The organism is Burkholderia lata (genome assembly GCF_902499335.1).
Lineage (GTDB): Bacteria > Pseudomonadota > Gammaproteobacteria > Burkholderiales > Burkholderiaceae > Burkholderia > Burkholderia lata_B.
This window is the reverse complement of record NZ_CABVQK010000003.1, coordinates 162,130-187,071: the sequence shown is the minus strand read 5'-3', so window position 1 is coordinate 187,071 and position 24,942 is coordinate 162,130. Positions and strand designations below refer to the sequence as shown.

Sequence of the window (24,942 nt, the reverse complement as noted above, 5' to 3'; positions counted from 1 at the left end):
ATGAGCCAAGCAACCAGCCAGGAAGCCCCGACGATCAACACCCGGGAGCTGCGCGACGCGTTCGGCGCGTTCATGACCGGCGTGACGATCGTCACCACCGCGCGCGACGACGACCAGCCGCTCGGCTTCACCGCGAATTCGTTCTCGTCGGTGTCGCTGGACCCGGCCCTGCTGCTCGTGAGCATCGCGAAGACGTCGAGCAATTACCAGACGTTTTCCGCCACGGGCCATTTCGCGATCAACATTCTCGCGGAGGGGCAAAAGGACCTGTCCAACACGTTTGCCCGGCCGAGCGAAGATCGCTTCGCGAAGGTCGACTGGCAACTGAGCGCCCATCGCAATCCGCTCATCGACGGCGTCAGCGCATGGTTCGACTGCACGACGCACGCGGTGATCGATGCGGGCGATCACGCGCTGCTGATCGGCAAGGTCGAGGCGTTTCATTCCGCGGGCTACGCGGGCCTCGGCTACTACCGCGGCGGCTATTTCACGCCGGCGAAGGTGTCGGCCGAAGTCATCGCCGGCCCGAAGGTGATCGTCAGCGCGATCATCACGCGCGACGACAAGGTGCTCATGGTGAAGACGGCCGACGGCAAGTGGGCGCTGCCCACGAAGGAGATCGGCAACGAAGGCGCCGACAAGGCGCTCGCCGAACTGTTCCGGCGCTACCAGCCGGACGCATCGGCAAGCTTCATCTATTCGGTCTACAACAATACCGAGACGCACTACCAGTACATCTCGTTCCTCTGCAGCGCACCGGACGAAGCGGCGGTCGCCGGCGAATTCGTGAGCCTCGACGACATCGAGCCCGACGCGTTCCAGGACAGCGCGCTGGCCAGCATGCTCGAACGCTATCGCAAGGAGAGCCAGTTGAAGAGCTACGGCCTGTACTTCGGCGATCACAGCACCGGCACCGTCCGCCCGCTTCTTTCCTGAAAGGTCACATCATGCGTTTTTCGCTTTTCGTTCACATGGAGCGCGTCTCCGACCAGACCAGCCAAAAGCAGCTGTACGACGAGATGGTCGAGCTGTGCCAGATCGCCGATCGCGGCGGCATGCACGCCGTCTGGACCGGCGAGCACCACGGCATGGATTTCACGATCGCGCCGAACCCGTTCATCAACCTCGCCGATCTCGCGAACAAGACGAAGCGCGTGCGGCTCGGCACGGGCACGGTCGTCGCGCCGTTCTGGCACCCGATCAAGCTCGCCGGCGAAGCCGCGATGACCGACATCATCTCGGGCGGCCGCCTGGAACTCGGGATCGCGCGCGGCGCATACTCGTTCGAATACGAGCGCCTGATGCCGGGGCTCGATGCATGGGGCGCCGGGCAGCGCATGCGCGAACTCATTCCGGCGGTGAAGAAGCTGTGGGAAGGCGACTACGCGCACGAAGGCGAGTTCTGGCAATTCCCGGCGACGACGTCGTCGCCGCTGCCGCTGCAGCAACCGCATCCGCCGATCTGGGTGGCCGCGCGCGACCCGAACAGCCACGAGTTCGCGGTGGCGAACGGCTGCAACGTGCAGGTCACGCCGCTGCACTTCGGCGACGAGGAAGTCGAGAAGCTGGTCGGCCACTTCAACGCCGCGTGCGAGAAGTTCAGCGACATGCCGCGCCCGAAGATCATGCTGTTGCGTCACACCTATGTGGCGAGCAGCGAGGATGACGCGCAAGTGGCCGCCGACGAAGTCAACGTGTTCTACAACTACTTCGGCGCGTGGTTCAAGAACGAGCGGCCCATCAGCCGCGGGATGATCAAGCCGCTGAGCAAGGAGGAAATCGCCGCTCACCCGTTCTATACGCCGGAAGCGATGCGCAAGAACAACGTGATCGGCACGCCCGCCGAGGTCATTGCGCGCCTGAAGGCCTACGAGGCGCTCGGCTTCGACGAGTACTCGTTCTGGATCGACACCGGCATGAGCTTCGAGCGCAAGAAGGCTTCGCTCGAACGGATGATCCGCGATGTGATGCCCGCGTTCCAATAAGGTCCCGACGCCATGAATGTGCATTTTCAGCTGTATATCGACGGCCGGTTCGAGCCCGGCGCCGCGACGTTCGGCAGCGTGAATCCCGCGACCGGCACGGTGTGGGCGCAGATGCCGGAAGCGCGAACCGACGAGGTCAACCGCGCGGTCACGGCGGCCGGCCGTGCATTGACCGATCCGCAATGGGCCGGACTATCCGCGTCGGCGCGCGGCAAGCTGCTGCACAAGCTCGCCGATCTCGTCGAACAGGCCGCGCCGCGGCTCGCTGAAATCGAAACGACCGACACCGGCAAGATCATCCGGGAAACGTCGAGCCAGATCGCCTATGTCGCGGAGTACTACCGCTACTACGCCGGCATTGCCGACAAGCTCGAAGGCAGCCACATCCCCGTCGACAAGCCCGACATGCAGGTCTGGCTCGAGCGGCAGCCCGTCGGCGTGGTCGCCGCGATCGTGCCCTGGAACAGCCAGCTGTTCCTGTCCGCGGTCAAGGTCGGCCCGGCGCTCGCGGCGGGCTGCACGGTGGTGCTCAAGGCGTCCGAGGAAGCACCGGGCCCGTTGCTCGAATTCGCGCGGCTCGTGCACGAGGCGGGATTTCCGGCGGGCGTCGTCAACGTCATCACCGGCTTCGGCCCGGAATGCGGCGCGGTGCTGAGCAGCCACCCCGGCGTGGACAAGGTCGCGTTCACCGGCGGCCCCGAGACCGCGCGCCACATCGTGCGCAACACGGCCGGCAATCTCGCGAAGGTGTCGCTGGAGCTCGGCGGCAAGTCGCCGTTCATCGTGTTCGCCGATGCCGATATCCAGAGCGCGGTGAATGCGCAGGTGGCCGCGATCTTCGCGGCGAGCGGCCAGAGCTGCGTGGCGGGTTCGCGCCTGCTGATCGAGGCCTCCGTCAAGGAGCGGTTCCTCGCGCTGCTGGTCGAACGCGTGTCGCGCATTCGCGTGGGTTCGCCGGGCGAGATGGCAACGGAGTACGGGCCGCTCTGCACGGAGCGACAGCTTCGCCACATCGAGGCGGTCGTCGCGAGTTCGGTGAGCCAGGGCGCGAAAGTGCTCGCCGGCGGGAACACGCTGGAGCGCGACGGGTACTACTACGCGCCGACGATTCTGGACTGCACCGGCGTCGACCAAGCAGACAGCATCACGACCGAGCTGTTCGGCCCCGTGCTGTCGGTCGATACGTTCGAATCCGAGCAGGAAGCGATCGACAAGGCCAACAGCACGGCCTATGGCCTCGCGGCCGGCATCTTCACGACCAACCTCACCCGCGCTCACCGTGTGTCGAAGCGCGTGCGCTCGGGCATCGTCTGGATCAACACCTATCGGGCGGTGTCGCCGCTCGTGCCGTTCGGCGGTTTCGGCTTGTCGGGGCACGGCCGCGAAGGTGGCCTGAGCGCCGCGCTCGAATATACGACGACGAAATCCGTGTGGCTTCGCACGTCGGACGAGCCGATCAGCGATCCGTTCGTGATGCGTTGAGCAACGGCGCATTCACCCGCAGTACCGATCAAAAGCCTCGAAGGTTCGCCGGGCCGCACACACGAACGTGCGCGCGCCGGCATGCCCGGGCAATAAGGATGGAGACAGCATGACACACCCGGAAAGCGATAGCGGCGTTCTGGCTATCGAAAGCAATTCGATCGACTACGTTGCACCCGAGGCCCGGCACGGCAAACCGGCCGACCTGTTCACCCTGTGGTTCTGCACGAACGTCGCACCGTTGGCCGTGATTTCCGGCGCGACTTCGGTGCTGGTGTTCCACCTCGACCTGGTGAGCGCGATCCTCGCGATCGTGGCCGGGCAATTCTTCGGCGCGATCTTCCATGCGCTGACCTCCGCGCAAGGGCCGCTCGTCGGCGTACCGCAGATGATCCAGAGCCGCGCCCAGTTCGGCCGTTACGGGTCGCTGCTGGTGGTGGGATTCACGACGCTGATCTACCTCGGCTTCTTCGTGTCGAACATCATCCTCGCGGGCAAGACGCTCCATACGGCAGCGCCTTCGGTGCCCGTGCCGGTCGCGACCGTCGTCGGCGCCATGCTCGCGACGCTGGTCGGCGTGATCGGCTGCCACTTCATCCATCGCTTCAACAAGGTGGGCGCGTGGTTCATGGGCGGTGCGCTCGTCGTCGGTATCGCGCTGATGGCGCCGAGCCTCGACGCCCGGATCTTCCAGCAGGGCCAGTTCGATCTCGCCAACTGGTTCGCGATGTTCGGACTGTGCGCGGTATGGCAGATCAGCTTCGCCCCCTATACGTCCGATTATTCGCGCTATCTCCCCGCCTCCACCGGATTCGCGAAGACCTTTGCATACACGTACTTCGGCACGTCGCTCGGCACGATCTTCGCGTTCCTGTTCGGCGTGCTGGCCGTCAGCACCGGGCATTCCACGGACGCAATGCAGGCGATCCGCGATCAGACCGGCGTGTTCGGCTACGTGCTGATCTTTCTGTTCCTGGTCAACATCATCGGCCACAACGGGATGAACCTGTATGGCGCGGTGCTGTCCTTCATCACCGCCGCGCAGACCTTCCGGCCGCACTGGGTTCCCGGTCGAAGCGTACGCGTCGTCGTGTCGATGGTCCTGCTGGTCGCGTCGACCGCCACCGCGCTGTGGGCATCGAGCAATTTCATCGCGATCTTCCTGAATGCGGTCTTCGCGATGCGCATCGTGCTCGCGCCGTGGATCGCGATCGACCTGATCGATTTCTACCTCGTCAACGACCGGCACTATCGGGTCGCGGAAATCATCGGCAGCCACGGCGGTGCATACGGATCGTTCAACGTCAGGAACATGGCGATCTACGTGTTCGGCATTGCCGTCCAGGTGCCGTTCATGGACGAGAGTTTTTTCCACGGCCCGTGGGCGTCGATTCTCGGCGGCGCGGACGTGTCGTGGATGGTCGGCCTCGTCGTCACGGCACTGGCCTGCTATCTGTTCGCGTCGAAGGACGGTTCGCGTGCCCATCGCGGGTGCCCGGCCGCCGCCGAGGCATTGGAGTAAGCGGGCGTGTCGCTCGTCGGCGAGGTTCGCGCGGAACGGGTTCGAATACCGCTTCCCGATCTCGTTCCGGCGGTGACGGCAGGCTTTCAAGGACGCTCGTGCGTCAACAGGAGAAATCGATCATGAACGAAGATGATGCGCTGTTTCAGAAGGGGTTGCCGATTCGCCGCGAAGTGCTCGGCGCCGAATATGTCGATGCGTCGATGGAAAAGGCCGATGCCTTCATGATGGCGTTCCAGCGTGCAACGACCGCCTGGGCCTGGGGATGGGCCTGGGGCGACGACACGCTCGATCGCAAGACCCGCAGCCTGCTCAACCTCGCGATGTTGACGGCGGCCGGCCATACCAACGAACTCAAGCTGCACGTCAAGGGGGCGCTCAACACCGGGGTGAGCGTGGATGAAATCAAGGCGACGCTGCTGCACGCGACCGCTTACTCGGGCATCCCGCACGGCCTGAGCGCATTCAAGGCCGCACACGAAGTGCTGGTGGCCGAAGGGGCGTTGAAGTGAGTATCGCGAGCTGAAAAAGGTTGGGCAGACCGTGCCGATGACAGGGCGGCCGTGTCTGCACTCGCGCGTGACGATCCGTATCGGGCATCCGGTCGTCCAGTCGTTCGTCGACTGGTGACGCTCACGCCTGCCTGGCCGTGGCCTGCGCCGCCAGCGCGGCCCGCTCGATCCAGCGGATCGCCGGCGCATCCTGCTCGCCCGGCGCGGGCTTGCCGATCAGGAAGCCCTGCACCTCGCGACAGCCGGCATCCGTGATGCACGCCAGTTGTTCCTCCGTCTCGACGCCTTCCGCGACGGTCGTCACGCCGAGGCGCTTGCCGAGATCGGCCACCGCACGCACGACGGCCGCGCAGTCCGGGCGCGTGACCGCATCGCGCACGAAGCTGCCGTCGATCTTGATCTTGTCGAACGGAAACGCGCGCAGATGCGCGAGCGACGAGAAGCCCGTGCCGAAGTCGTCGAGCGCGACGCGCACGCCCATCGAGCGCAGCGCGCGCAGGTCCGCGATGGCCTTGCCCTCGTCGTGCAGCAGCGCGGTTTCCGTCACCTCGATTTCCAGCCGGTCGGGCGTGAGGCCCGCGCCGGCCAGCGCCGCCGCGAAGGTCGGCACGATCGTGCCGTGGCCGAGCTGCGCCGCCGACACGTTGACGGCAACACGCGCGCCGTCCGGCCAGCGCGCCGCCTCCCGGCAGGCCTGGTCGAGCACGAAGCGGCCGAGCCGCTCGATCAGCCCGCCGCGCTCGGCCACCGGAATGAAGCGGCCCGGCGAAATCCAGCCGGCGCGCGGGTGATGCCAGCGCAGCAGCGCCTCGCGCGTCGTGATCTGCCGGGTGCGGACATCGACGATCGGCTGGTAGAACACGTACAGCCCCTGGTTCTCGTCCAGGGCGACGCGCAGCTTCGATTCGAGCGCGATCCGCTCCTGCGCGCTCGTTTCCATGTCCGGCGAGAACATCCGGTACGTACCCTTCCCGGCTTTCTTGGCCGCATAGAGCGCCATGTCCGCGCGCGACAGCAGCACGCCGGCGTCGTTGCCGTGATGCGGCGCCAGCACGCAGCCGATCGACGCGCCGATGCGGAACTGCCGCTCGGGCGACGTCGCATAGGGGGCGACGAGCGTGTCGACGAGCCGCGCGGCCGCGCCCATCGCGCCGTCCACGTCGGTGTCGCGCAGCAGCACCGCGAATTCGTCGCCGCCGATGCGCCCGAGCATCATCCCCGGCTCGGGGCATTGCCCGCGCAGGCGTTCCGCGACCTGGCGCAGCACCGCGTCCCCCGCCGAGTGCCCGCACGCGTCGTTGATCAGCTTGAAGCCGTCGAGATCGATGAAGAGCAGCCCGAGCACCTTGTCCGCGCGCCGCAGGCTCGCGTCGAATTCGGCAAGGAAGGTGGCACGGTTCGGCAGGCCGGTGAGCGAATCGTGATGCGCGAGCTGGTGGATGCGCGCTTCCGCCTCGGCCTGCTGCGTGACGATCGACCACGACAGCATCGGGCCGATGTAGCGCCCCTGGGCGTCGCGCACGGCCGAGACCTGGATGTCGAGCACTTCCGGCCCGAGCGGAATGCGGGCGCGATGCGGCAGGTTCGCCGGATCGGCGAGCAGGCGGCGCTGGTGCTGCGGGTGCGGGTGAAAGAAGTCGATCGACGCGCCGAGCGCGTCGTCCGCGCGGATCGGCAGCAGATGCTCGATCGAGCGCAGCAGGTTGCGCGACGTCGCGTTCAGGTAGTTGATGCGGAACGTCTCCGGGTCGGCCGTCATCACGGCCACCGGCATGTCGTCGATCATCCGCATCAGCCGGGTCTGCGCCTGCTCGCGCAGACGCGATTCGGCCTGGGCATCGATGGTGCGCAGGAAGCCCCGGTAGTTGACCGTGATGACGGCGATCAGCGCCGCGGACACGAAGGCCATGTTGACCGCGGTCGCGACGAGCGTCGGCTGGCGCGTCGAGAGGAAGAACGCGATGAACGCGACGTTGACGATCACGGCCACGCTCAGCGCGGCCGTGCGCAGGTACATCAGGCTGAAGATGCAGCCGATCACCGTGATCGCCATGTAGAACGCGACCTGGGCCTTTTGCCACGCGTCGCCGTACGGGAACAGCAGCAGCGCCCAGGCGGTGAACGTCACCGCGATCGGGATCACCAGCCAGTTCGTGACCGTGAGCGCGCGCAGCACGGTGTCCGGTGTCGGTTCCATCTGCCGGGCGCGGTGCCAGTGCAGCAGCCGCGCGAGCGACACGAGCGTCATCGCGGCCGGCATCGCGACCGACAGCCACCACGGCGTACTGCCGAGGTGCGTGACGGCGAGGCTCCAGGTACTCGAGATGAGGATCAGGTACATCACCGGGAGCTGGCTGGCGAATACCCGGTATTGTGCCGCGAGCAGGTCCGGGTTCCGGGCCGGCGCCGCGATGCTTGCCAGTCTAGTCATCCGTGCGTGGTGGATTTTCATGTGAGCCTGCGTGCTGCAACCCGGGTTCAGGTTGCCGTGTCCGGCGTCGTCGGTTACCCGCGCGGGCCCGCGTCCATCTCGGCGTTGACGGCCGATTCGGACGCGGGTACCGGCGCGCTGGCGCGCTTGCTGCCGGTCAGCGTGATCTGCCCGCTGCCGACAATCTCGTTGAGTGGTGCGGGCCTGCCGAGCAGGAAACCCTGCGCTTCGTCGCAGCCTTCGTCGGCCAGCAACGCAAGCTGGTCGTGTGTCTCGATGCCTTCGGCCAGGATCGGAATGCCCAGGCTCTTGCCGAGCGCGAGCACGGCGCGGATGATCGCGCGGTCCTGCGGTTTCGCTTCCGCGTCCGCGACGAACGACTGGTCGAGCTTGATGCGGTCGAACGGGAACGAGCGCAACGTGTCGAGCGACGAATAGCCGGTACCGAAATCGTCGAGCGCGATGCTCACGCCCAGCGCCTTGATCTGCCGCAGCGTGTCCAGCGCGCGCTCGCGGCCGGCGAAGATCGTCGATTCGGTCAGCTCCAGCTGCAGGCGCGAGGCCGGCAAGCGGGTTTCTTCGAGCACCTCCGCCACGAGCGCCGTCAGGTCCGCGTGCATGAATTGCACGGCCGATACGTTCACCGCGACGGCATAAGGCGGCTCCCACGTCGCCGCCCGCGCGCATGCCTCGCGCAGTACCCACGCGCCGATGTCCAGGATCACGCCGTTTTCCTCGGCGAGCGGAATGAACTCGGCGGGCGGAATCGTGCCGAGCGTCGCATGCTGCCAGCGCAGTAGCGCCTCGTAGCCGCGGATCTCGCCGGTCGCGAGCGAAGTCTGCACCTGGTAGTGGATGCTCAGCTGGTTGTCGCCCACCGCGCGGCGCAGGTCGGCCGAGAGGCTGCGGCGCGCGCGGACGATCAGGTCCATCGCCGGCTCGTAGAAGCAGATCGACTGCGCGATGCTGCCCTTGGCGCGGTACATCGCGAGGTCGGCATTGTTGATGAGGATGGCCTTGGTGGCGGCGTCGTCCGGGTAGATGGCGACACCGAAGCTCGCACCCGGCACGACCTCGTAGTCGTCCAGCCTGACCGGCTTGTAGAGTGCCGGCTCGAGCCGCTCGAGCAGATCCATCAGGCGTGTGTCGTCGTCCATCCGGCACAGCGCCGCGAATTCGTCGCCGCCGATGCGGGCGACGAATTCGCCGTCACGCAGCAGGTTCGCCATGCGCCGCGCGAGGATGCGCAGCACCTCGTCGCCGGCGTGGTGGCCGCGCAGGTCGTTGATTTCCTTGAAGCGGTTCAAATCGATGCCGATCAGCGCGAGCTTCGTGCGTTGTTCTTGCGCAAGCGCGATTTCGAGGTCCAGCCGCTCGTTGAAGCTTGCCCGGTTCGGCAGGCCGGTCAGCATGTCGCTCAGCGCCAGCCGGCGCAGGTGTTCGAGCGATTCGGCCCGCACGTTGCTGTCGATCAGGTAGCTCACGAGCCCCGTGCAGACGATCACGAGCGACGTACCCGCGACCGCCAGCGCCAGCGGGCGCAGCGCGCTCACGTCGGTCCAGGTGCCGTCGAGCATCAGCGGCGTGATGCGCAGCGCGGACATCCCGGTGAAATGCAATGCAAGGATCGCGAGCGACAGCACGCCGGCCATCTGGTTGACCGCGTGCGGCGACGGCCGCATCGCAAGGTGCAACGCGAGCGCCGCGAGGGTCATCGCCAGGAGCACCGACGCGATCAGGTAGCCGACATCCCACGACACGATGCCCTCGACCCGCCACGCGAGCATGCCGGTGTAGTGCATCAGCACGATCGCCACGCCGACGATCGCGCCGCCGAGCGCGGGCGCGACCTTGACGACGCGGCAGGTCGTCAGCGCGAAGCCGATCGTGCTGCCGCCCACCGCGATGAGCAGCGACACGAGCGTGAGCGGCAGGTTGAAGTGCACGGGCGCGCCGGCGTCGAAGCCGAGCATCGCGATGAAGTGCGTGCACCAGATCGCCACGCCGGCCGAAATGGCCGTCAGCACGTGCCAGCCGAGCCGCTGCGTGCCTGAGGTGTTCACCGTGCGCTGGAACAGGCGCGCGGTGACCCACGAGCCACCCCCGCACAACAGTGCGGCAAGCAACACCAGCCAGTGATTGTGCCGATGAACGATGCACCCGAAAACTGTCGCCAAAACCTTCTTTCCCCTATCCGTCGCATGGGCTGATGCCGTGCCTGATCGACGCGGCGGGGGCGATGCCGCGCTCGATCAGGAGCGCCTTCAAGATATCGGCATGTGATGAATAAACTGAACGCCACGCGGCTGGGCGCAAACGATTGCCGGCAACTATTTTTTGTGGAAAAAAGTGCCGGAACGAGGCGGGATGGGGAATCGAAGGTTCGGCCGATGGCTTGCCAATCGAATGGGGGCGGTAGGCAACGGGTGATGCGGCGGGAATCCGCGGTCAGGCAACCGCCAGCTCGACGGGGCTGCTGGTACAGTCTGCAGCGATCCGTCGAGGCTGACACGTTCCAGTCAATCGACTTGCCGGTTTCCTACTTTATCGATCGTGCCGCGATGTGACCTTCCCGGATCGCGGGTTGAATGTCTCGAGCCGACAGCGCATCGCCAACCAGATGCAACTGCGGCACACGCCCGCGCAACGCCTCCCAGATTTCGTTCTGTGACTCCCGGTAGCCCACCAGCACCACCGTGTCGGCCGGGATACGCTCGGTCTGATTCCCGAAGAGCGGCCTGATCTCGGCACTGCCGCTGTTGATCGACACCAGCGCCGATTGCGTGACGATGCGCAGCGTGCCCGCGCTGTGCAGGCGGCGCAACGCGGCCTGCGTGCGCCCGGTGGTCTCGACGGCCGGGGCGAACATCAGGTGGCGCGTCACATAGGTCACCTCGACGCCGCGATTGATCAGCGCTTCGCAGCAGCCGATGGCTTCGTAGTGCCCGACGTCGTCGAACACCAGCGCCGTGCGCCCCACGTCCTGCGGCGGCGCCATCGCGAGATCCAGCGGCGTCAGCACCGTCGCCTCACGTGCAATCCGCACCTGCGCGGCGGGGTCGGCCGTCTGCCGGAACGCGCGCACGTCCGCGGGCTGCGAGCCGGTCGCCACGATGACGGCATCCGGCTCCTCGGCCAGCACGTCGTCCGCGTCCACGTATGTCGACAGCCGCACGTCCGCACCGAGGCGATAGATCTCGTTCTCCAGCCAGATCGCGATGTCCCCGATCGGGTGGAGTTTCGGCAGGTGTTTCGCGCAGTTCAGCAGGCCGCCCAGGTCGGACATCGCCTCGACCAGCGTCACGCGGTGCCCGGCGAGCAGTGCCGTGCGGGCGGCTTCCATGCCCGCCACGCCGCCGCCCACCACCAGCACCTTGCGTGGTGTTGCGGCTTTCGCGATCGTCTCGTCGGACAGCGTCCGCTCGTAGCCTACCGCCGGATTCACCGCGCAGCCCATCCGGCCGGCGAACGCGCCGCCCAGGCACCCCTGGTTGCAGCCGATGCAAGGCCGCACCTCGGTGCCACGCCCTTCCCGGCTCTTCACGACCAGCATCGGATCGGCGATCATCCCGCGCACGATGTTGATCATGTCGGCCTGCCCGGTCTTCAACGCCTGCTCGGCATCGTCCAGCGTCGCGTAACGGCCCACGACGATGCGCGGCACCGTCACGCCCTCCGATATTCGCTCGACGTGCGGCATCTGGTAGCCGACCGGCGCGTCCATGCCCGCATAGCGGTCGACGTGAAAGTAGTAGTCGCCATGCGTGATGTTGACGAAATCGATCAGCCCCTCGGCCTGTGCCCGCAATGCAATCGCGTTGACGTCCTCGTCCGTGAGAATGCGCGGGTCCGAGCTTCCGCCGATACGCACGCCAAGCGCGAAATCCGGCGACGTCGCCGCGCGAATCGCGCGCAGCGTTTCCAGGAACGCCCGGATGCGGTTGTCGAAGCTGCCGCCGTACGCATCGGTACGCTGGTTCAGTACCGGCGAGAAGAATTGCGAGAACAGGTAGCCCGCTCCGGCCAGCACTTCCACGCCGTCCAGACCCGCGGCCTGCATCCGGGCGGCCGCCTTGGCGTACGCATCGATCACCTCCTCGATCTGGTCGGTGGTCATCGGAATCGGCGGCGCAACCGAGTAGCGCCCCGCCAGTGCCGATACGGCCCACGGCAGGCCGCCGTCCGCCGCCGGATCGGTGTAACCGCCGTGCCAGAGCTGCGTAAACAGCTTCATGCCCGTCGGCGCGATGGCATCGACCAGCTTGCGCATCGGCGCAATCGATCCATCGTCGCTCGCCGTCAGCGAAAAGGTCGATGAGCGGTGAACCGACGTGCTTTCGATGATCGACAACCCCGCGCCACCTTTCGCGCGCGCCAGGTGATAGGCAATCAGGTCGTCGTTGACGTAGCGGTCGGCCAGGCGTGTCGCATGCGCGGTGCGCACGATCCGGTTCGGAATCTCGACGGCGCCGATCCGAAGCGGCGAGAAAACATGCTTGTACATGGTCAGGCTACCGAGCGCTTGGAAGTGATGCCACCGTCGACCGTGACGATGGTGCCGCTGGTGTAGCCCGAGCGGGGCGACGCCAGATAGACGAACAGATCGGCAACTTCGTCGACCGTCGCCGCACGCCCCAGCGGATAGCCGGCCATCAGCTCGTCGGAGCGCGCTTCGTCACCGAGCAGGCGCGCCGCGTGGTTTTTCAGCACCTTGGCGATTCGCTCGGTGCCGACCGGCCCCGGATTGACACCCACCACGCGGATGCCATCCTCCAGGCTGCGGCCACCCAGCGCACACGTAAACGCCATCAACGCGGCGTTGCCGGTCGAACCCGCGATGTAGTTGAAGTCGAAGTTCTGCCCGCCATTGCCGATGTTGTTGAGAATCACGCCGCCGCCGCGTGCCTTCATCCGTGTGTAGATCGCGCGCGTCAGGTTGATGTAGCCGAACACCTTCAGCTCCCAGCCCTTGCGCCACGCCTCCTCGTCGACGTCCCACAGCGTGCCGCCCGGAATCGCGCCGGCGTTGTTCACCAGCACATCGACGTCGCCCGCGAACGCGACGACCTCGTCGATCGCGCCGGGCGCCGTCATGTCCAGTGCCAGCACGTCCACGCGCGCGTCGTGCGCGGCGCGCAGGTCGGCGGCCAGATTTTCCAGCTTGTCTGCCGAGCGTGCGGTCAAGACGAGGTGGCATCCCTCTGCGGCAAACGCCTTCGCGAGGCCCTCGCCGATGCCCTGTGATGCGCCGGTGATCAGGACTCGCCGGCCTGCAAGTTTCATGTCCATGTTGGGTTTCCGTACTTTCACTACACGAAATGCGTCATTCCAGTGTCGACCCGGGGCGTGCGAGCGTGACGGCAACGTCCCTGCAGCCTTCTTCGAATGTTGAACGCGGAACCGGGCCCCGGATCATCAGGCCCGTGCAACCCTTCCGTACTTTGATACGTCGCCAGGAACCGTTCCGTACGCGTTCGGGAATGCGCCGTCAGGCTTTCCTGAACGACGCTTCACCGGCGCCACCCGGATACGCTCACTACGTCGATTCGCCGATCCGCTCCCCCGACTGACAGGCACACGCTCGTGCGGACGTCGATGCGAAAGACGGCTTCGATCCAGAAACCGGCACATCGGGAATCGCTTCGCTCGAATGCCGATAGCCCGATGCGCAGGCGTGCGGCTGCACGATGTAGCCGATCTGGATAACGACTGACCGTGCCTGGCGGGGATGCATGAAATTCGTCTCCGGAGTTCTTATCCTCGTTCATGCATGGTCGAGTGTCGGGTTAGCGTCGTCAATCGAGCGACGTGCTCTGTCCCGTGCTTTGGAAGCCTCCGTTCTACAGGCGCGTGCGCGTTCATTTCGCGTTCCGCCGTTACTTTCAAAGTACGGAAACGTGAGCCGGTTTCAATTGCGGCGCATTCCTCTCGTCCCTTTCAATCGGGGCTGACGTGACGCAAAACGGGAACGGCAACGGGCGCATCCCGGCGGTCGCCGGAAACGCTTCGATTTCCCGGGCACACGTCGATACGCGTTACCCGACACGCTTCCAGAGGAGACACTCATGACAGACAAATCAGCGCTCAAGGCCGAATTCGAACGACTACACGGCTACTGGAGCGACGTGCACGACCAGGCGCTCGCAGAGGATCCCGTCTTCTTCAACGATTACCTCGTGATGGCCCGCGCCGCACTGGATGCCGGCCACCTCGAGCCCAAACTCTGCGATCTCGTCATGATCGCGGCAAGCGCGAGCGTCACGCACCTGAACGGCGACGCGGTTGCGCTGCACATCCAGGGCGCGCTGCGTCACGGCGCCACGCGCCAGGAAATCGCGGAGGCGTTGCAGATCTCGTCGGTGCTCGGCATTCATTCGTACATGGTCGGCGTGCCCGTGCTGTTCGACGAAATCGAGGCAAGCGGCCAGTCTGTCGATGCGACATTTCCGCTCGACGACGCATTCGAGAAGGTCAAATCGGCGTTCACTGCCGGCCGGGGCTACTGGAGCGATCAACTGACGGCGATGGTCCGCAGCTCGCCGGCGTTCTTCGACGGCTATACCGCGTTCTCGTCCACGCCTTGGCGCGAGGGCACCCTGGCGCCCGTCGTCAAGGAGCTGCTGTATGTGGCGATCGACGTATCGACCACCCACATGTTCGAGCCGGGCGTGCGCATTCATACGCGCAATGCGCTGCGCTACGGCGCGACACCGGCGCAGGTGCTCCAGGTCATGCAGATCGTCAGTTGCCTCGGCATGCAGAGTTTCCTGCTCGGCGTTCCGCCGCTGCGGCGGGCCGCTGCATAGCACGCGGACATCACGCTCGAACGGCACGCCCCCGAACGCGCGTGCCGTTCCGCTCCTCGACGTACCGGAGGATCGACGTAAAGTCGTCGCCACCTCGGCCGGCTTCGTACGCCGCGTGCCAGACGTCCCGCGCGCGTTCGATGGCCGGCATCGCCACTTCCATCAGGCGTGCCTCGGCAAGGCCGAGCGCCATGTCTTTCTCGATCACGGCGAGCGCGGCACCAAAGTCGAATTGCCCCGACACGGCCCGGCTCATGATCTTCGAGCACGCGAAACTCTGGCCGGAACCGGAATCGATCAGCCGCATCATCATGTCCGCGTCGAGCCCGGCTTTCGCGCCCATCGCGAGCCCCTCGGCACAGACCACCAGGTTGGCCGCCATCACGACGTTGTTCACGATCTTCATGATCTGCGCCATGCCGGGGCGGTCCCCCATCGGAAACACTTCCTTGCCGATCCGTTCAAGCAGCGGCGACACCTGCTCGACCGCTGACGGCATGCCCGATACCAGCATCGCGAGCGTGCCGGCCCGCGCCGCGGACGGGCCGCCGGAGACCGGCGCGTCGACGATATCGATCCCGCGTTGCGCGAGGCCGTCACCGATCCGCTCGATCATGTCCTGGCCGATCGTCGACATCTCCACATAAAGACGCATCGCGGAACCGTGCACGACACCGTCGGGCCCGAGACCGACGGCCAGCGACACGTCCCGGTTCGGCAAACAGGCGAAGACGATGCTCGCCGCGTCGGCGACCGCGCGCGGCGATCCATACGCGACGGCGCCGCCGTCAACGAACGGCGCCATCGCCTGCGCGGACGGATCGTACACATGCAGCCGGCAGGCCTGCCCCAGCAGGCGCTCGGCCATCGGCGCCCCCATCTTCCCCAGCCCCAGAAAGCCGATGTCCTGTACTGATGTCATGACACTCTCGAACAAGCTTGTGAATGGTCGATGAAACCGCACGCGCTGCCGCGGCGGTTCATCTCGTCGTCGTGGTCGCTTCAGCGCAGCGGCGGCGCGGCTTCAACGCCCTTCGGGATCGCAGCGACTTCACGCGTATTCGGCATCGCGCGTCACGCCTCGGCTGCCTGAACATCGGCGATCACGAAACCGCGATAGTCATCGCGGACGACTTCGTCGCAAATCGCGCGGTACCGGTGAAACCCGCCCACATACGGCATGAACACGCGTGGCTTGCCCGGCACATTCGCGCCCGTGTACCACGACTCCGCCAGCGGATACAGCGTCGCGTCCGCCACCTCGTTGACATGCTCGACCCAGCGCGTCTCCGCCTCCGGATCCGGCTCGATCGTCGAGGTGCCGTGGGCGGCGAGCTTGCCGATGCAATCGGTGATCCAGTTCAGGTGCTGTTCGATCGCGCACACCATGTTCGACTTCACCGACGGGCTGCCCGGGCCGGTCACGATGAACAGGTTCGGGAAACCCGCCGTCATCAGCCCGAGATAGGTGCGCGGCCCGTGCACCCATTTCTGCTTCAGCAGCAGGCCGTCGCGTCCGCGGATATCGATGTCCGCGAGCGCGCCGGTGATCGCATCGAAGCCGGTCGCGAACACGATCGTGTCGAGCGCATAGTCGCCCGTCGCGGTCTTCACGCCCGTTTCCGTGATTTCGACGATCGGCGCCGATTTCGTGTCGACCAGCTTCACGTTCGGCAGGTTGAACGTCTCGTAATAGCCGGTGTCGAGGCACAGGCGTCGCGCGCCGATCGGATAGTCCTTCGGCACGAGCAGCTCGGCGGTCGCCGGATCCTTCACCGTGCTGCGGATCTTGTTGCGGACGAACTCCGCGGCCGTGTCGTTCGCCGCCTGGTTGGTCAGCAGGTCCTTGTACGCATACAGGAAGCTGATGCTGCCGCCGGCCTTCCATTTTTCCTCGAACGTGGCGAGACGATCCCCGGGGGTGTCGTCCAGCGCGTTCTTCGTCGGCGCCGCGTGCCCAGCGATACCGAAGGGCGTGTTTTGCGCCTCGGCCCGCCAGAATTCGTAACGCGCCTTGTGCCGGCCAAGTTCGTCGCCGGTCAGTGCGCGGTTGCGAGCGGGCAGCGTGAAGTTTGCCGTGCGTTGAAACACGAACAGTTCGCTTGCCTGCTTCGCGACGATGGGGATGACCTGAATGCCGGACGAACCCGTACCGATCACGCCTACCCGGCGCCCGGTGAAGTCGACGGGTTCGTCGGGCCAGAGGCCGGTGTGATACCAGTTGCCCTTGAAGGTATCGAGCCCCTTGAATTGCGGCACGCGCGGCAACGACAGATTGCCGGTCGCCATCACGCAGAAACGTGCGGTGACAACCTGCCCGTCGACCGTCTCGACACGCCAGACGCCGTTCGACGCGTCGAAGCTCGCCGACTGCACGCGCGTGTTCAGCCGGATGTCGCGACGCAGATCGAAGCGATCGGCGACGTGATTGATGTATCGAAGAATGTCGCCCTGTGCGGAAAAGCGCTCCGGCCAGTTCCATTCCTGCTGCAGCTCGTCGGAAAACGAATACGAGTACTCGACGCTGTCCACATCGCATCGTGCGCCGGGATATCGGTTCCAGAACCACGTGCCGCCGATGCCGCTGCCCGCTTCGAGTGCTTGTGCACGCAGGCCCAGCTTGCGGAGCTTGTACAGCGCGTAAAGGCCGGCGAATCCGGCGCCGACGACGATCACGTCGAGATCCGGTGCGGCATGTGCGCCGTCACGACGCGTCGAACCGATTTCGTCAGGGTATTGCATGGCGTGTCTCCAGTGTTGTCATCCCGTGCGGACTCCATTGGAGACCTGCCTACCCTGCCCGACAATCGAGCGCGCGATGCCTTCCCGTGCTTTGAAAGTTCGCGCGGCAGACAGCACATTTCCGGTGCAGTAGAATTTCAAAGCACGAGAGCCCCCGATTCTTGTCGACCGGAATTGCATGAACCACGCGCGGGTTCCTTCATCAACCTCGCGCCTGTGAAGAACGATCCGACGCGCGACACATACCATCGACTCGACACCACGATGCCACCCGAAAGATCTCTGCCCCGGCACGCCGGCAAGAAGTCCCTCAGTGGACCCTATGGAATCGATCTGGCATGGCCCCGCGCACCGCAAGGCAATCAGGCCGATGCGGCCGTCGTCGTGGCGCCGCTCGCGCGCGGCCTGTCGATTCTCTCCGCGTTTACGCCCGACAAGCCGTCGCTCGGCAACCAGGAGATCGCGGACACGACCGGCATTCCCGCACCCACCGTACTGCGTTTGTTGCGCTCCCTGATGGCGCTCGGCTATCTGCATCGGGACGACCGGAGCAAACGGTATTCGCTGGCATCGGCTTCGCTGGCCCTCGGCTATGCCGCGATCGCCGACCCCGAGATGCTGCGGCTCGCCAGTGTCGAAATGCGCGCGTTCGCGGAGGCGACGGATACCTACGTGCTGCTCGGCACACGTGACCGGCTCGATGTGATTCTGCTGGAAACGCACGTCGACCGCCGCTCGCTGCTGGAATTGAAGTTGTCACCCGGCATGCACGTGCCGATCGCCTATTCGATGATGGGCTGGGCGTTGCTGGCCGCACTTCCGGAGGACGAGCGGCAATATCTGCGGACCCAGGTGGAGCGCCATGCCGGCGACGCGTGGCCGCCGGCCATTCGCCGCCGGATGAACGAGAAGATCGCGCAAGTGCATGAACTCGGCTTCTGCATGCTGCACGGCGAATGGGAGCCCGAGCTGACCTGCGTTGCCGCGCCCCTGACACTGCCCGGTCGGCCGCCGCTCGTGCTGTGCTGCGTCGGCCGCACCGCGCGGGTCGCGCAGGCGGCTGTCGAGCGGGAGCTCGGATCGCGACTCGTCGCATGTGCACGCGTGCTGCAGGAACGCCTGCCCGTGCGCCGCTGACCCGTCTTGCCGACCGACACGACTACAGGTACCGCCATGCCTCGCCAGACCGAACCAACGACGATGACGCTCGAACGCGGGATGCAGGTGCTCAACGCATTTCATGCGGAGCGCATCTCGCTGACGAACGGCGACCTGGTACGGCGAACCGGCCTGTCGCGCTCGGTCGTGTCCCGCCTGACGTCCACGCTGATTCAACTGGGATTCATCCGTCGCGTGGGCGGCGGGCCGCGCTTCGAGCTGGCGGCCGGCATCTTCGGCATCGGCCACACCTACCTGGAAACCAATCCCGTCACGCGGCTGGCGCAACCGCTCATGCAACGGCTGGCCGACACGCTCGGCGCGGCGGTGGCACTCGCCGTGCCGCACCGGCTCGAGATGCTGTACGTCGCCCATTGCTACAGCGTGCGGAACTCGACGCTGCAGCTCGGCGTCGGGTCGTTGCTTCCGATGAGCACGACGTCGATCGGCAAGGCCTGGCTGTGGGGGCTGCCGGAAGACGCGCGCAACGACTATGTCGCGCGCTTGCTGAGCGCGGCGGACGCGCGCGCGCCCACGCTGAAGGCCGGCTTCGATGCCGCGTTCGACGAACTCGATTCGACCGGCGTGTGTACGTCGATCGGCGAGTTCCAGCACGACGTGTACGGTATCGCGTTGCCGATCACCGTCGGGCGCTTCGCGACGCCGATGGCCCTGAGCTGCGGCGCGGTGGACCTGCATCCCGACATCGACGCGATCAGGAACCGGATCGCACCGCAGCTCAAGCCGGCCGCGGCCGAGCTCGCCGCCGCGCTTCGCGACGTTCCGTTCATGCCGTGAGACCTCGCTCGGGGGAGCCGGGCCGAGCATCATGCGCGTGACGGCACCGGCCTCACTACACCATCGCCGCCGTGTATCGGGCCATCTGGTAGTCGCTGTCGCCGAACAGCGGATCGAACATCGTCAGTCGCTTGAAGTAGTCGCCGACCTCGAGCTCGTCGGTCATCCCCATTCCGCCGTGAAGCTGCACGGCCTGCTGGCCGACAAAACGCCCGGCTTTCGCCACCATCACCTTGGCGGCCGCAATCTTGCGCGTGCGTTCGTCCGACCCGGCTTCGTCGAGCGCCAGGGCCGCAACATAGGCCATCGACAGCGCGATCTCCTTCTGGATCAGCATGTCGGCCATCCGGTGCTGCAGCGCCTGGAACGCGCCGAGCGGCTTGCCGAACTGCTGGCGTGTGCGCAGATATTCGGCGGTAATCTCGATCAGCCGCTCCATCGCGCCCGATGCCTCGGCACACAGCGCCGCGATGCCGTGGTCGATGCCGTGCTGAAGCGCGTCGAGGCCGCCTTCGATCAACGCGTCGGCAGCCACGGTCACGCCGTCGAGCCCGACATCCGCCGCGCGCAAGCCGTCCATCGTCGGGTAGCCCGTCACCGTCACGCCGGTTGCGTCGCGCGGCACCACGAACAACCCGATGTCGCCCGAGCCCGCGATGCGCGCGGTCACGAGCAGCGCGTCGGCCACCTCGCCATGCCACGCGAGCGCTTTCCGGCCGGTGATCACGTAGCCGTCGCCGCTGCGTTCGGCGGCCGTGCGCACGGCGTCCGCGCAATAACGCGACTCGGGCTCGAGATACGCCACCGAGACGATCTGCTCGCCGCTGGCGATGGCCGGCAGCCACGCCTGCTTCTGCGCGTCGCTGCCGTAGCGGCCGAACACGGCGCCAGCCACCACCGCCGACGGCACCACCGGCTCGAGCGCAAGCCCGCGGCCGAGTTCGCGCTGCACGACGAGACGGCTCGCCGGCCCTTCGCCGAAACCGCCGTGGTCGGCGTCGATCGCGAGCCCCAGCACGCCCAGTTCGCCGAGCGACGTCCACACCGCGCGATCGAACGCACCGGCTTCGCGCGAGCGCTTGCGGCGTCGCTCGAACGCGTATTCGGTCTCCACGAACCGGCGCAGGCTGTCGGCCATCATCTGCTGCTCTTCGCTGTAGGTAAAGTCCATGCCTGCTCCTTAGAAACCGAGAATCATCTTCGAGATGATGTTCTTCTGAACCTCCGTCGCGCCGCCGAAGATCGAGATCTTGCGCATGTCGAAGTACGTCGATGCCGCGGGCGATGCCCAGTCCGGCCCGCTCACCGGCTGAACGGCACCGTCGACCAGCCAGTCCGGCGAATACGGCCAGCCGTGTGGCCCGGCCACCTCCTGCTGCAGCATCGCGATGTCCTGCTGGATTTCGGAGCCGCGGATCTTCAGGATCGACGCTTCCGGCCCCGGCGCCTTACCGGCGCCCTGCGTGGCGACGCGCAGCAGCAGCATCTCGAGCGCCATCACGTCCATCTCGATCCGCGCGATCTTGTCGCGCATCCGGCCGTCATCGATCATGACGCCGCCCTTGCCGTCCGGCGTGATCCGCGCGTAGTGCTTGAGCTGGCGGAGCTCGCGGTAGCAGTGGCCGATGCCCGCGATGCCGGTGCGCTCGTGCCCGAGCAAGTATTTCGCGTAAGTCCAGCCCTTGTTCTCCTCGCCGACCAGGTTCTCGACCGGTACCTCGACCTCCTCCAGCCAGGTCTCGTTGACGTCGTGGCCGCCGTCGAGCGTCACGATCGGGCGGACGGTCACGCCGGGCGTCTTCATGTCGATCAGCAGCAGCGAAATGCCTTCCTGCGGCTTCGCATCCGGGTCCGTGCGAACCAGGCAGAAGAGCCAGTCGGCGAAATGCGCCATCGTCGTCCAGGTCTTCTGCCCGGTGACGACGTACTTGTCGCCCTTGCGAACCGCGCGTGTCTTCAGCGACGCGAGATCGCTGCCGGCGCCCGGCTCGGAATAGCCCTGGCACCAGAAATCGTCCATGTTCGGAATGCGCGGGAGAAACCGCGCCTGCATCTGCGGCGATGCGTACTTCATCAGCACCGGCCCAATCATCAGCAGACCGAACGGCAGCAGGCGCGGTGCACCTAGCTTGAACGACTCGATCTCGAAGATGAGGCGCTGCAGCGGGCTCCAGCCGGTTCCGCCGTGCTCCTTCGGCCAGGCCGGCGCGCCCCAGCCGCGAGCGTTCAGGATCCGATGCCATCGCACGTAATCGTCCTTCTCGACGCGGCGATGCCCCAGGACCTTGTCCCGGATGTCGTTCGGCAAGTTCGCGTCGACGAACGCGCGCACTTCTTCGCGGAACGCGTGTTCCGCCGCGGTGTAACGCAGGTCCATCCTGATGTCCTCCTCGATGCTCGACAGGCGCGCGACGACAGCACGCGCAATCTGGTTATTTCTGACGCTATCGAGTGTGTTGGACCGCGATGCACGGTGCAACTGGTATTCGGCGAACGCGGCAATCGGCTTCCGCGAACACGCCGGCACATGCATGTCAGCCATGACCGAACGCGCCCGCAGCGTTCGGAAAGCGCGAACACCGCCGTCGCGACTTGCGATTTGAACCTGCCCCGACGCCTTGTTACATTGAATTCACCGAAACCCGCACGCACGCATGCATCGCACCGCCGGGTTTCTCCGACACCACGACAACCACCCGCGCGGCAACGGCAACCGTCGCGCTGCGCGATCGAACGGTCGTCGAACATCCATCAAAACAGGAGGCAGACTTGTCCAGACTGAAAACCCCGTTGTGCGAACTGCTCAACATCGAATACCCGATTCTCCAGGCCGGCATGGGCGGCGTGGCGTTCGGCCCGCTGGCCGCCGCCGTGTCGAAGGCCGGCGGCCTCGGCACCATCGCCGCGATCTCGCCGACGCCCGAGCGCGTCGAACAGGAAATCAAGCTCGTGCGCAGCCTGACCGACAAGCCGCTGTGCGTGGATATCGGGTTTCCGCTGCGCGCGCCCAAGAACCTGGCCTCGATCAGGATCGAGCAGCTGCCGTCGCCGATCGTTCAACTGCAAAAGGAAATCGAGGCGCTCGGCATCGAGGTCAAGCCGGTCGACGACCAGGCCATGGGCATCGAGGACGCGAAAACCAAGCTGGAGATCTGCTTCGCGCACAAGGTCGAGGTCATCGCCTGCGCGCTGGGCACGCCGGCGTGGGTGGTCGACGAATGCCATGCGCGCGGCGTCAAGGTCATCAGCATGGTCGGCTCTGCCCGGCATGCGAAGGCCGCGATCAAGGCCGGCACCGACGTCGTCGTGGTACAAGGCACCGAAGGCGGCGGTCATACCGGCGACGTCGGCCTGATCACGCTGCTCGCGGAAGTGCTCGAGTTTTCGCCGGTGCCGGTGGTCGCGGCCGGTGGCATCGTGACGGGCGCGCAGATCGCCGCCGTGCTGACCCAGGGCGCACAGGGCGTGTGGGTCGGCACGCGCTTCATCGGCAGCCAGGAGGCGACGGTCGGCCCGAACTACAAGCAGTCGATTGTCGAGGCCGGCTACGACCAGACCATTCGTTCGCTGCTGTTCGACGGCCTGTACGTGCGCCAGCTCAAGAATCGCTACACCGAGGTGTGGGAAGGCCACGAGGACGAAATGCTGCCGTATCCCGAGCAGCGCGTCGCCATCGGGCCGGTCCGCTTCGCGTCGGTGGAGGCGGATTTGAAGGATCATCAGCCGCTGCCGGCAGGCCAGGGTTCCAGCCTGATCCGCGACGTGCCGCCGGCCGGCGACGTGCTGCGTCGTCTGGTCGATGAAACGGTAGCCACGCTCGAGCAGTCGCGCAGCCGTATCGAATTCGCCAACTGAGCGCGAAGGGAAATGAACCCTGCATCCGGTACGTCACGGATGCGGGGTTGTCGATTCGAATCTCGATTTGAAGAAACAGCGCGACGTGTCGCGCACCATCTTCCCGCGCGAGCAACCCGCGGCCGATCACCGGTGCCTGGATTTCCGCCGTGCCCTCGATGAGGTTCAGGATGCGTGCATCGCAGGGCACACGGTTTATTTCGAACGTCAGCGAAGGAAATCAGGCTCGCCGCCGACCGGATCGATGCGAATCTCGTTCGCGCCGAGCTGCCGCAGATGCAGCGCGCTCGACGGCGCGGCGATGACGGACGCGCACTTGACCACGCGCATCCCGTTCAGCAGTTGGTACGTGACGCGCGCCCTGCCGTTACGAGACGACGCGCTCGAACACCGCCGCGAGCCCCTGGCCGCCGCCGATGCACATCGTCTCGAGCCCGTAGCGCCCCGCGCGGCGATCGAGTTCGCGCAGCATCGTCGCGAGGATCCGTACGCCGGTCGCGCCGACGGGATGGCCGAGCGAAATGCCCGAACCGTTGACGTTCAGCCGCTCGTAATCGCCGGCGTCGAATCCCATGGCCGCCGTGCACGCGAGCACCTGTGCCGCGAACGCCTCGTTCAGCTCGATCAGGTCGAGATCCTTCAGCGCGAGGCCCGCGCGCCGCAACGCGAGTTCGGTCGCGGGCACGGGTCCGATCCCCATCCGCTCCGGCTCGACGCCCGCGACTGCCCACGTGACGAGGCGCGCGAGCGGCCGCAGGCCGAGCTCGGCCGCCTGCTCCGGCGTCGTCACGATGCAGACGGCCGCGCCGTCGTTTTGCCCGCTCGCGTTGCCGGGCGTCACCGTCGATTCCGCATCGACCTGCCGCCGAACCGGGCGCAGCGCAGCGAGGCTTTCCATCGTCACGTCCGCGCGCGGATGCTCGTCGCGATCGACGCACGCGGCACCGCCTTTCGTCTTCACCTGCACCGGCACGATCTCGTCGTCGAAGCGGCCGGATTCGTGCGCGGCGATCGCGCGGCTGTGCGACCGGTAGGCGAGCGCGTCCTGCGCATCGCGCGTGATCCCGTATTCGCGCCGCAGGTTCTCGGCGGTCTCGAGCATTCCGCCTTCTACCGGATGATGGCGGCCGCCGGACGTGATACGCCCTCGCGCGATCCGGTCCCACAGCGGCGACGAATCGCCGCGCAGCCCGCCCCAGCGTGCGCCGAGCACATAGTGCTCCGCCTGGCTCATGCTCTCGGCGCCGCCGGCGAGCACCAGGTCGGCCGCGCCGGTCTGCACGCGCATCGCCGCATCGATCACCGCCTGCAGGCCCGATCCGCACCGGCGGTCGAGCTGCAGGCCGGGCACGCGAATGCCGAGACCCGCATCGAGGCTTGCGACGCGCCCGATCGCCGGCGCCTCGCCGTTCGGGTAGCACTGACCGAAGATCACGTCGTCGATCCGCGCGGGATCGAGCGCCGTACGCCGAACCAGTTCGCGGATCGCCGTCTCGGCCAGTGTCGCGGCCGGAATGTCCTTGAACACGCCGCCGTAGCGCCCCACCGGCGTGCGTACCGGTTCGCAGATCACTGCTTGTCTCATGAGAACCTCGTTTCGATTGAATGAAGCGGGATGAGCCGGCGGCGATCGTCGCGCATGGCCGCCCGG

At 66.3% G+C, this 24,942-nt stretch carries 19 protein-coding genes; 9 read left to right on the top strand and 10 right to left on the bottom strand.

What is annotated here, in order from left to right; genetic code table 11:
* The 5 genes from BCO18175_RS08550 to BCO18175_RS08530 all read left to right on the top strand — a co-directional run bounded on the left by BCO18175_RS08550 (position 1) and on the right by BCO18175_RS08530 (position 5,501).
* Positions 1 to 936 carry a flavin reductase gene (locus tag BCO18175_RS08550; protein WP_174966867.1) on the top strand — a complete coding sequence of 312 codons (936 nt, stop codon included), beginning with the start codon at positions 1 to 3 and terminating at the stop codon, positions 934 to 936.
* Positions 937 to 947: 11 nt separating this feature from the next.
* The gene (locus tag BCO18175_RS08545; protein ID WP_122477889.1) at positions 948 to 1,985 is read left to right on the top strand and encodes an LLM class flavin-dependent oxidoreductase; all 1,038 of its coding nucleotides are present in this window, start codon (positions 948 to 950) and stop codon (positions 1,983 to 1,985) included.
* A 12-nt stretch (positions 1,986 to 1,997) separates the two neighbouring features.
* Positions 1,998 to 3,467: an aldehyde dehydrogenase gene (locus BCO18175_RS08540; protein ID WP_174980240.1), complete on the top strand. Its 1,470-nt coding sequence runs from the start codon at positions 1,998 to 2,000 to the stop codon at positions 3,465 to 3,467.
* Positions 3,468 to 3,576: 109 nt separating this feature from the next.
* Entirely contained in the window at positions 3,577 to 4,989 is a 1,413-nt protein-coding gene (locus BCO18175_RS08535; RefSeq protein WP_174980239.1) for a purine-cytosine permease family protein, read from the top strand.
* A gap of 122 nt (positions 4,990 to 5,111) precedes the next feature.
* The gene (locus BCO18175_RS08530) at positions 5,112 to 5,501 is read left to right on the top strand and encodes a carboxymuconolactone decarboxylase family protein (RefSeq protein ID WP_174967222.1); all 390 of its coding nucleotides are present in this window, start codon (positions 5,112 to 5,114) and stop codon (positions 5,499 to 5,501) included.
* Between the two features lie 121 nt (positions 5,502 to 5,622).
* Here the strand turns inward: BCO18175_RS08530 and BCO18175_RS08525 are convergent, their stop codons facing one another.
* The 4 genes from BCO18175_RS08525 to BCO18175_RS08510 all read right to left on the bottom strand — a co-directional run bounded on the left by BCO18175_RS08525 (position 5,623) and on the right by BCO18175_RS08510 (position 13,221).
* Positions 5,623 to 7,932, bottom strand: coding sequence for a putative bifunctional diguanylate cyclase/phosphodiesterase (locus tag BCO18175_RS08525; RefSeq protein ID WP_254608000.1), 2,310 nt, complete (start codon positions 7,930 to 7,932; stop codon positions 5,623 to 5,625).
* 74 nt (positions 7,933 to 8,006) lie between these two features.
* Positions 8,007 to 10,061, bottom strand: a complete 2,055-nt coding sequence (locus BCO18175_RS08520) for a putative bifunctional diguanylate cyclase/phosphodiesterase (RefSeq protein ID WP_254607999.1) — start codon at positions 10,059 to 10,061, stop codon at positions 8,007 to 8,009.
* A 410-nt stretch (positions 10,062 to 10,471) separates the two neighbouring features.
* Positions 10,472 to 12,436 (bottom strand): FAD-dependent oxidoreductase, encoded by a 1,965-nt coding sequence (locus BCO18175_RS08515; RefSeq protein ID WP_254607998.1) that lies wholly within the window; start codon positions 12,434 to 12,436, stop codon positions 10,472 to 10,474.
* Positions 12,437 to 12,438: 2 nt separating this feature from the next.
* Positions 12,439 to 13,221, bottom strand: coding sequence for an SDR family oxidoreductase (locus BCO18175_RS08510; RefSeq protein ID WP_174967224.1), 783 nt, complete (start codon positions 13,219 to 13,221; stop codon positions 12,439 to 12,441).
* A 776-nt stretch (positions 13,222 to 13,997) separates the two neighbouring features.
* On the opposite strand from BCO18175_RS08510, the gene BCO18175_RS08505 reads away from it, so the two are divergent.
* Positions 13,998 to 14,738 (top strand): carboxymuconolactone decarboxylase family protein, encoded by a 741-nt coding sequence (locus BCO18175_RS08505; protein ID WP_174980236.1) that lies wholly within the window; start codon positions 13,998 to 14,000, stop codon positions 14,736 to 14,738.
* A 10-nt stretch (positions 14,739 to 14,748) separates the two neighbouring features.
* Here the strand turns inward: BCO18175_RS08505 and BCO18175_RS08500 are convergent, their stop codons facing one another.
* Both BCO18175_RS08500 and BCO18175_RS08495 read right to left on the bottom strand, forming a co-directional pair.
* Positions 14,749 to 15,660 (bottom strand): NAD(P)-dependent oxidoreductase, encoded by a 912-nt coding sequence (locus tag BCO18175_RS08500; protein WP_174980235.1) that lies wholly within the window; start codon positions 15,658 to 15,660, stop codon positions 14,749 to 14,751.
* Positions 15,661 to 15,812: 152 nt separating this feature from the next.
* Positions 15,813 to 17,480, bottom strand: coding sequence for a flavin-containing monooxygenase (locus tag BCO18175_RS08495; RefSeq protein ID WP_174980234.1), 1,668 nt, complete (start codon positions 17,478 to 17,480; stop codon positions 15,813 to 15,815).
* 174 nt (positions 17,481 to 17,654) lie between these two features.
* Between BCO18175_RS08495 and BCO18175_RS08490 the strand changes: the two genes are divergently transcribed.
* Together BCO18175_RS08490 and BCO18175_RS08485 are read left to right on the top strand one after the other, a co-directional pair.
* The gene (locus BCO18175_RS08490) at positions 17,655 to 18,617 is read left to right on the top strand and encodes an IclR family transcriptional regulator (RefSeq protein WP_254607997.1); all 963 of its coding nucleotides are present in this window, start codon (positions 17,655 to 17,657) and stop codon (positions 18,615 to 18,617) included.
* Positions 18,618 to 18,653: 36 nt separating this feature from the next.
* The gene (locus tag BCO18175_RS08485; RefSeq protein WP_174980233.1) at positions 18,654 to 19,436 is read left to right on the top strand and encodes an IclR family transcriptional regulator; all 783 of its coding nucleotides are present in this window, start codon (positions 18,654 to 18,656) and stop codon (positions 19,434 to 19,436) included.
* A 55-nt stretch (positions 19,437 to 19,491) separates the two neighbouring features.
* Here BCO18175_RS08485 and BCO18175_RS08480 read toward each other — a convergent pair whose 3' ends face one another.
* Both BCO18175_RS08480 and BCO18175_RS08475 read right to left on the bottom strand, forming a co-directional pair.
* On the bottom strand, positions 19,492 to 20,607 hold the full coding sequence (locus tag BCO18175_RS08480) for an acyl-CoA dehydrogenase family protein (RefSeq protein ID WP_174966882.1): 1,116 nt from the start codon (positions 20,605 to 20,607) through the stop codon (positions 19,492 to 19,494).
* Positions 20,608 to 20,616: 9 nt separating this feature from the next.
* Positions 20,617 to 21,813, bottom strand: a complete 1,197-nt coding sequence (locus BCO18175_RS08475; protein ID WP_174980552.1) for an acyl-CoA dehydrogenase family protein — start codon at positions 21,811 to 21,813, stop codon at positions 20,617 to 20,619.
* Between the two features lie 215 nt (positions 21,814 to 22,028).
* On the opposite strand from BCO18175_RS08475, the gene BCO18175_RS08470 reads away from it, so the two are divergent.
* Positions 22,029 to 23,291 (top strand): NAD(P)H-dependent flavin oxidoreductase, encoded by a 1,263-nt coding sequence (locus BCO18175_RS08470; RefSeq protein WP_302480641.1) that lies wholly within the window; start codon positions 22,029 to 22,031, stop codon positions 23,289 to 23,291.
* A gap of 207 nt (positions 23,292 to 23,498) precedes the next feature.
* Here BCO18175_RS08470 and BCO18175_RS40845 read toward each other — a convergent pair whose 3' ends face one another.
* Both BCO18175_RS40845 and BCO18175_RS08465 read right to left on the bottom strand, forming a co-directional pair.
* Positions 23,499 to 23,621 (bottom strand): hypothetical protein, encoded by a 123-nt coding sequence (locus BCO18175_RS40845; protein WP_302480640.1) that lies wholly within the window; start codon positions 23,619 to 23,621, stop codon positions 23,499 to 23,501.
* Between the two features lie 37 nt (positions 23,622 to 23,658).
* Positions 23,659 to 24,876 (bottom strand): acetyl-CoA C-acetyltransferase, encoded by a 1,218-nt coding sequence (locus BCO18175_RS08465; RefSeq protein WP_174980232.1) that lies wholly within the window; start codon positions 24,874 to 24,876, stop codon positions 23,659 to 23,661.
* Positions 24,877 to 24,942: the final 66 nt, after the last annotated feature.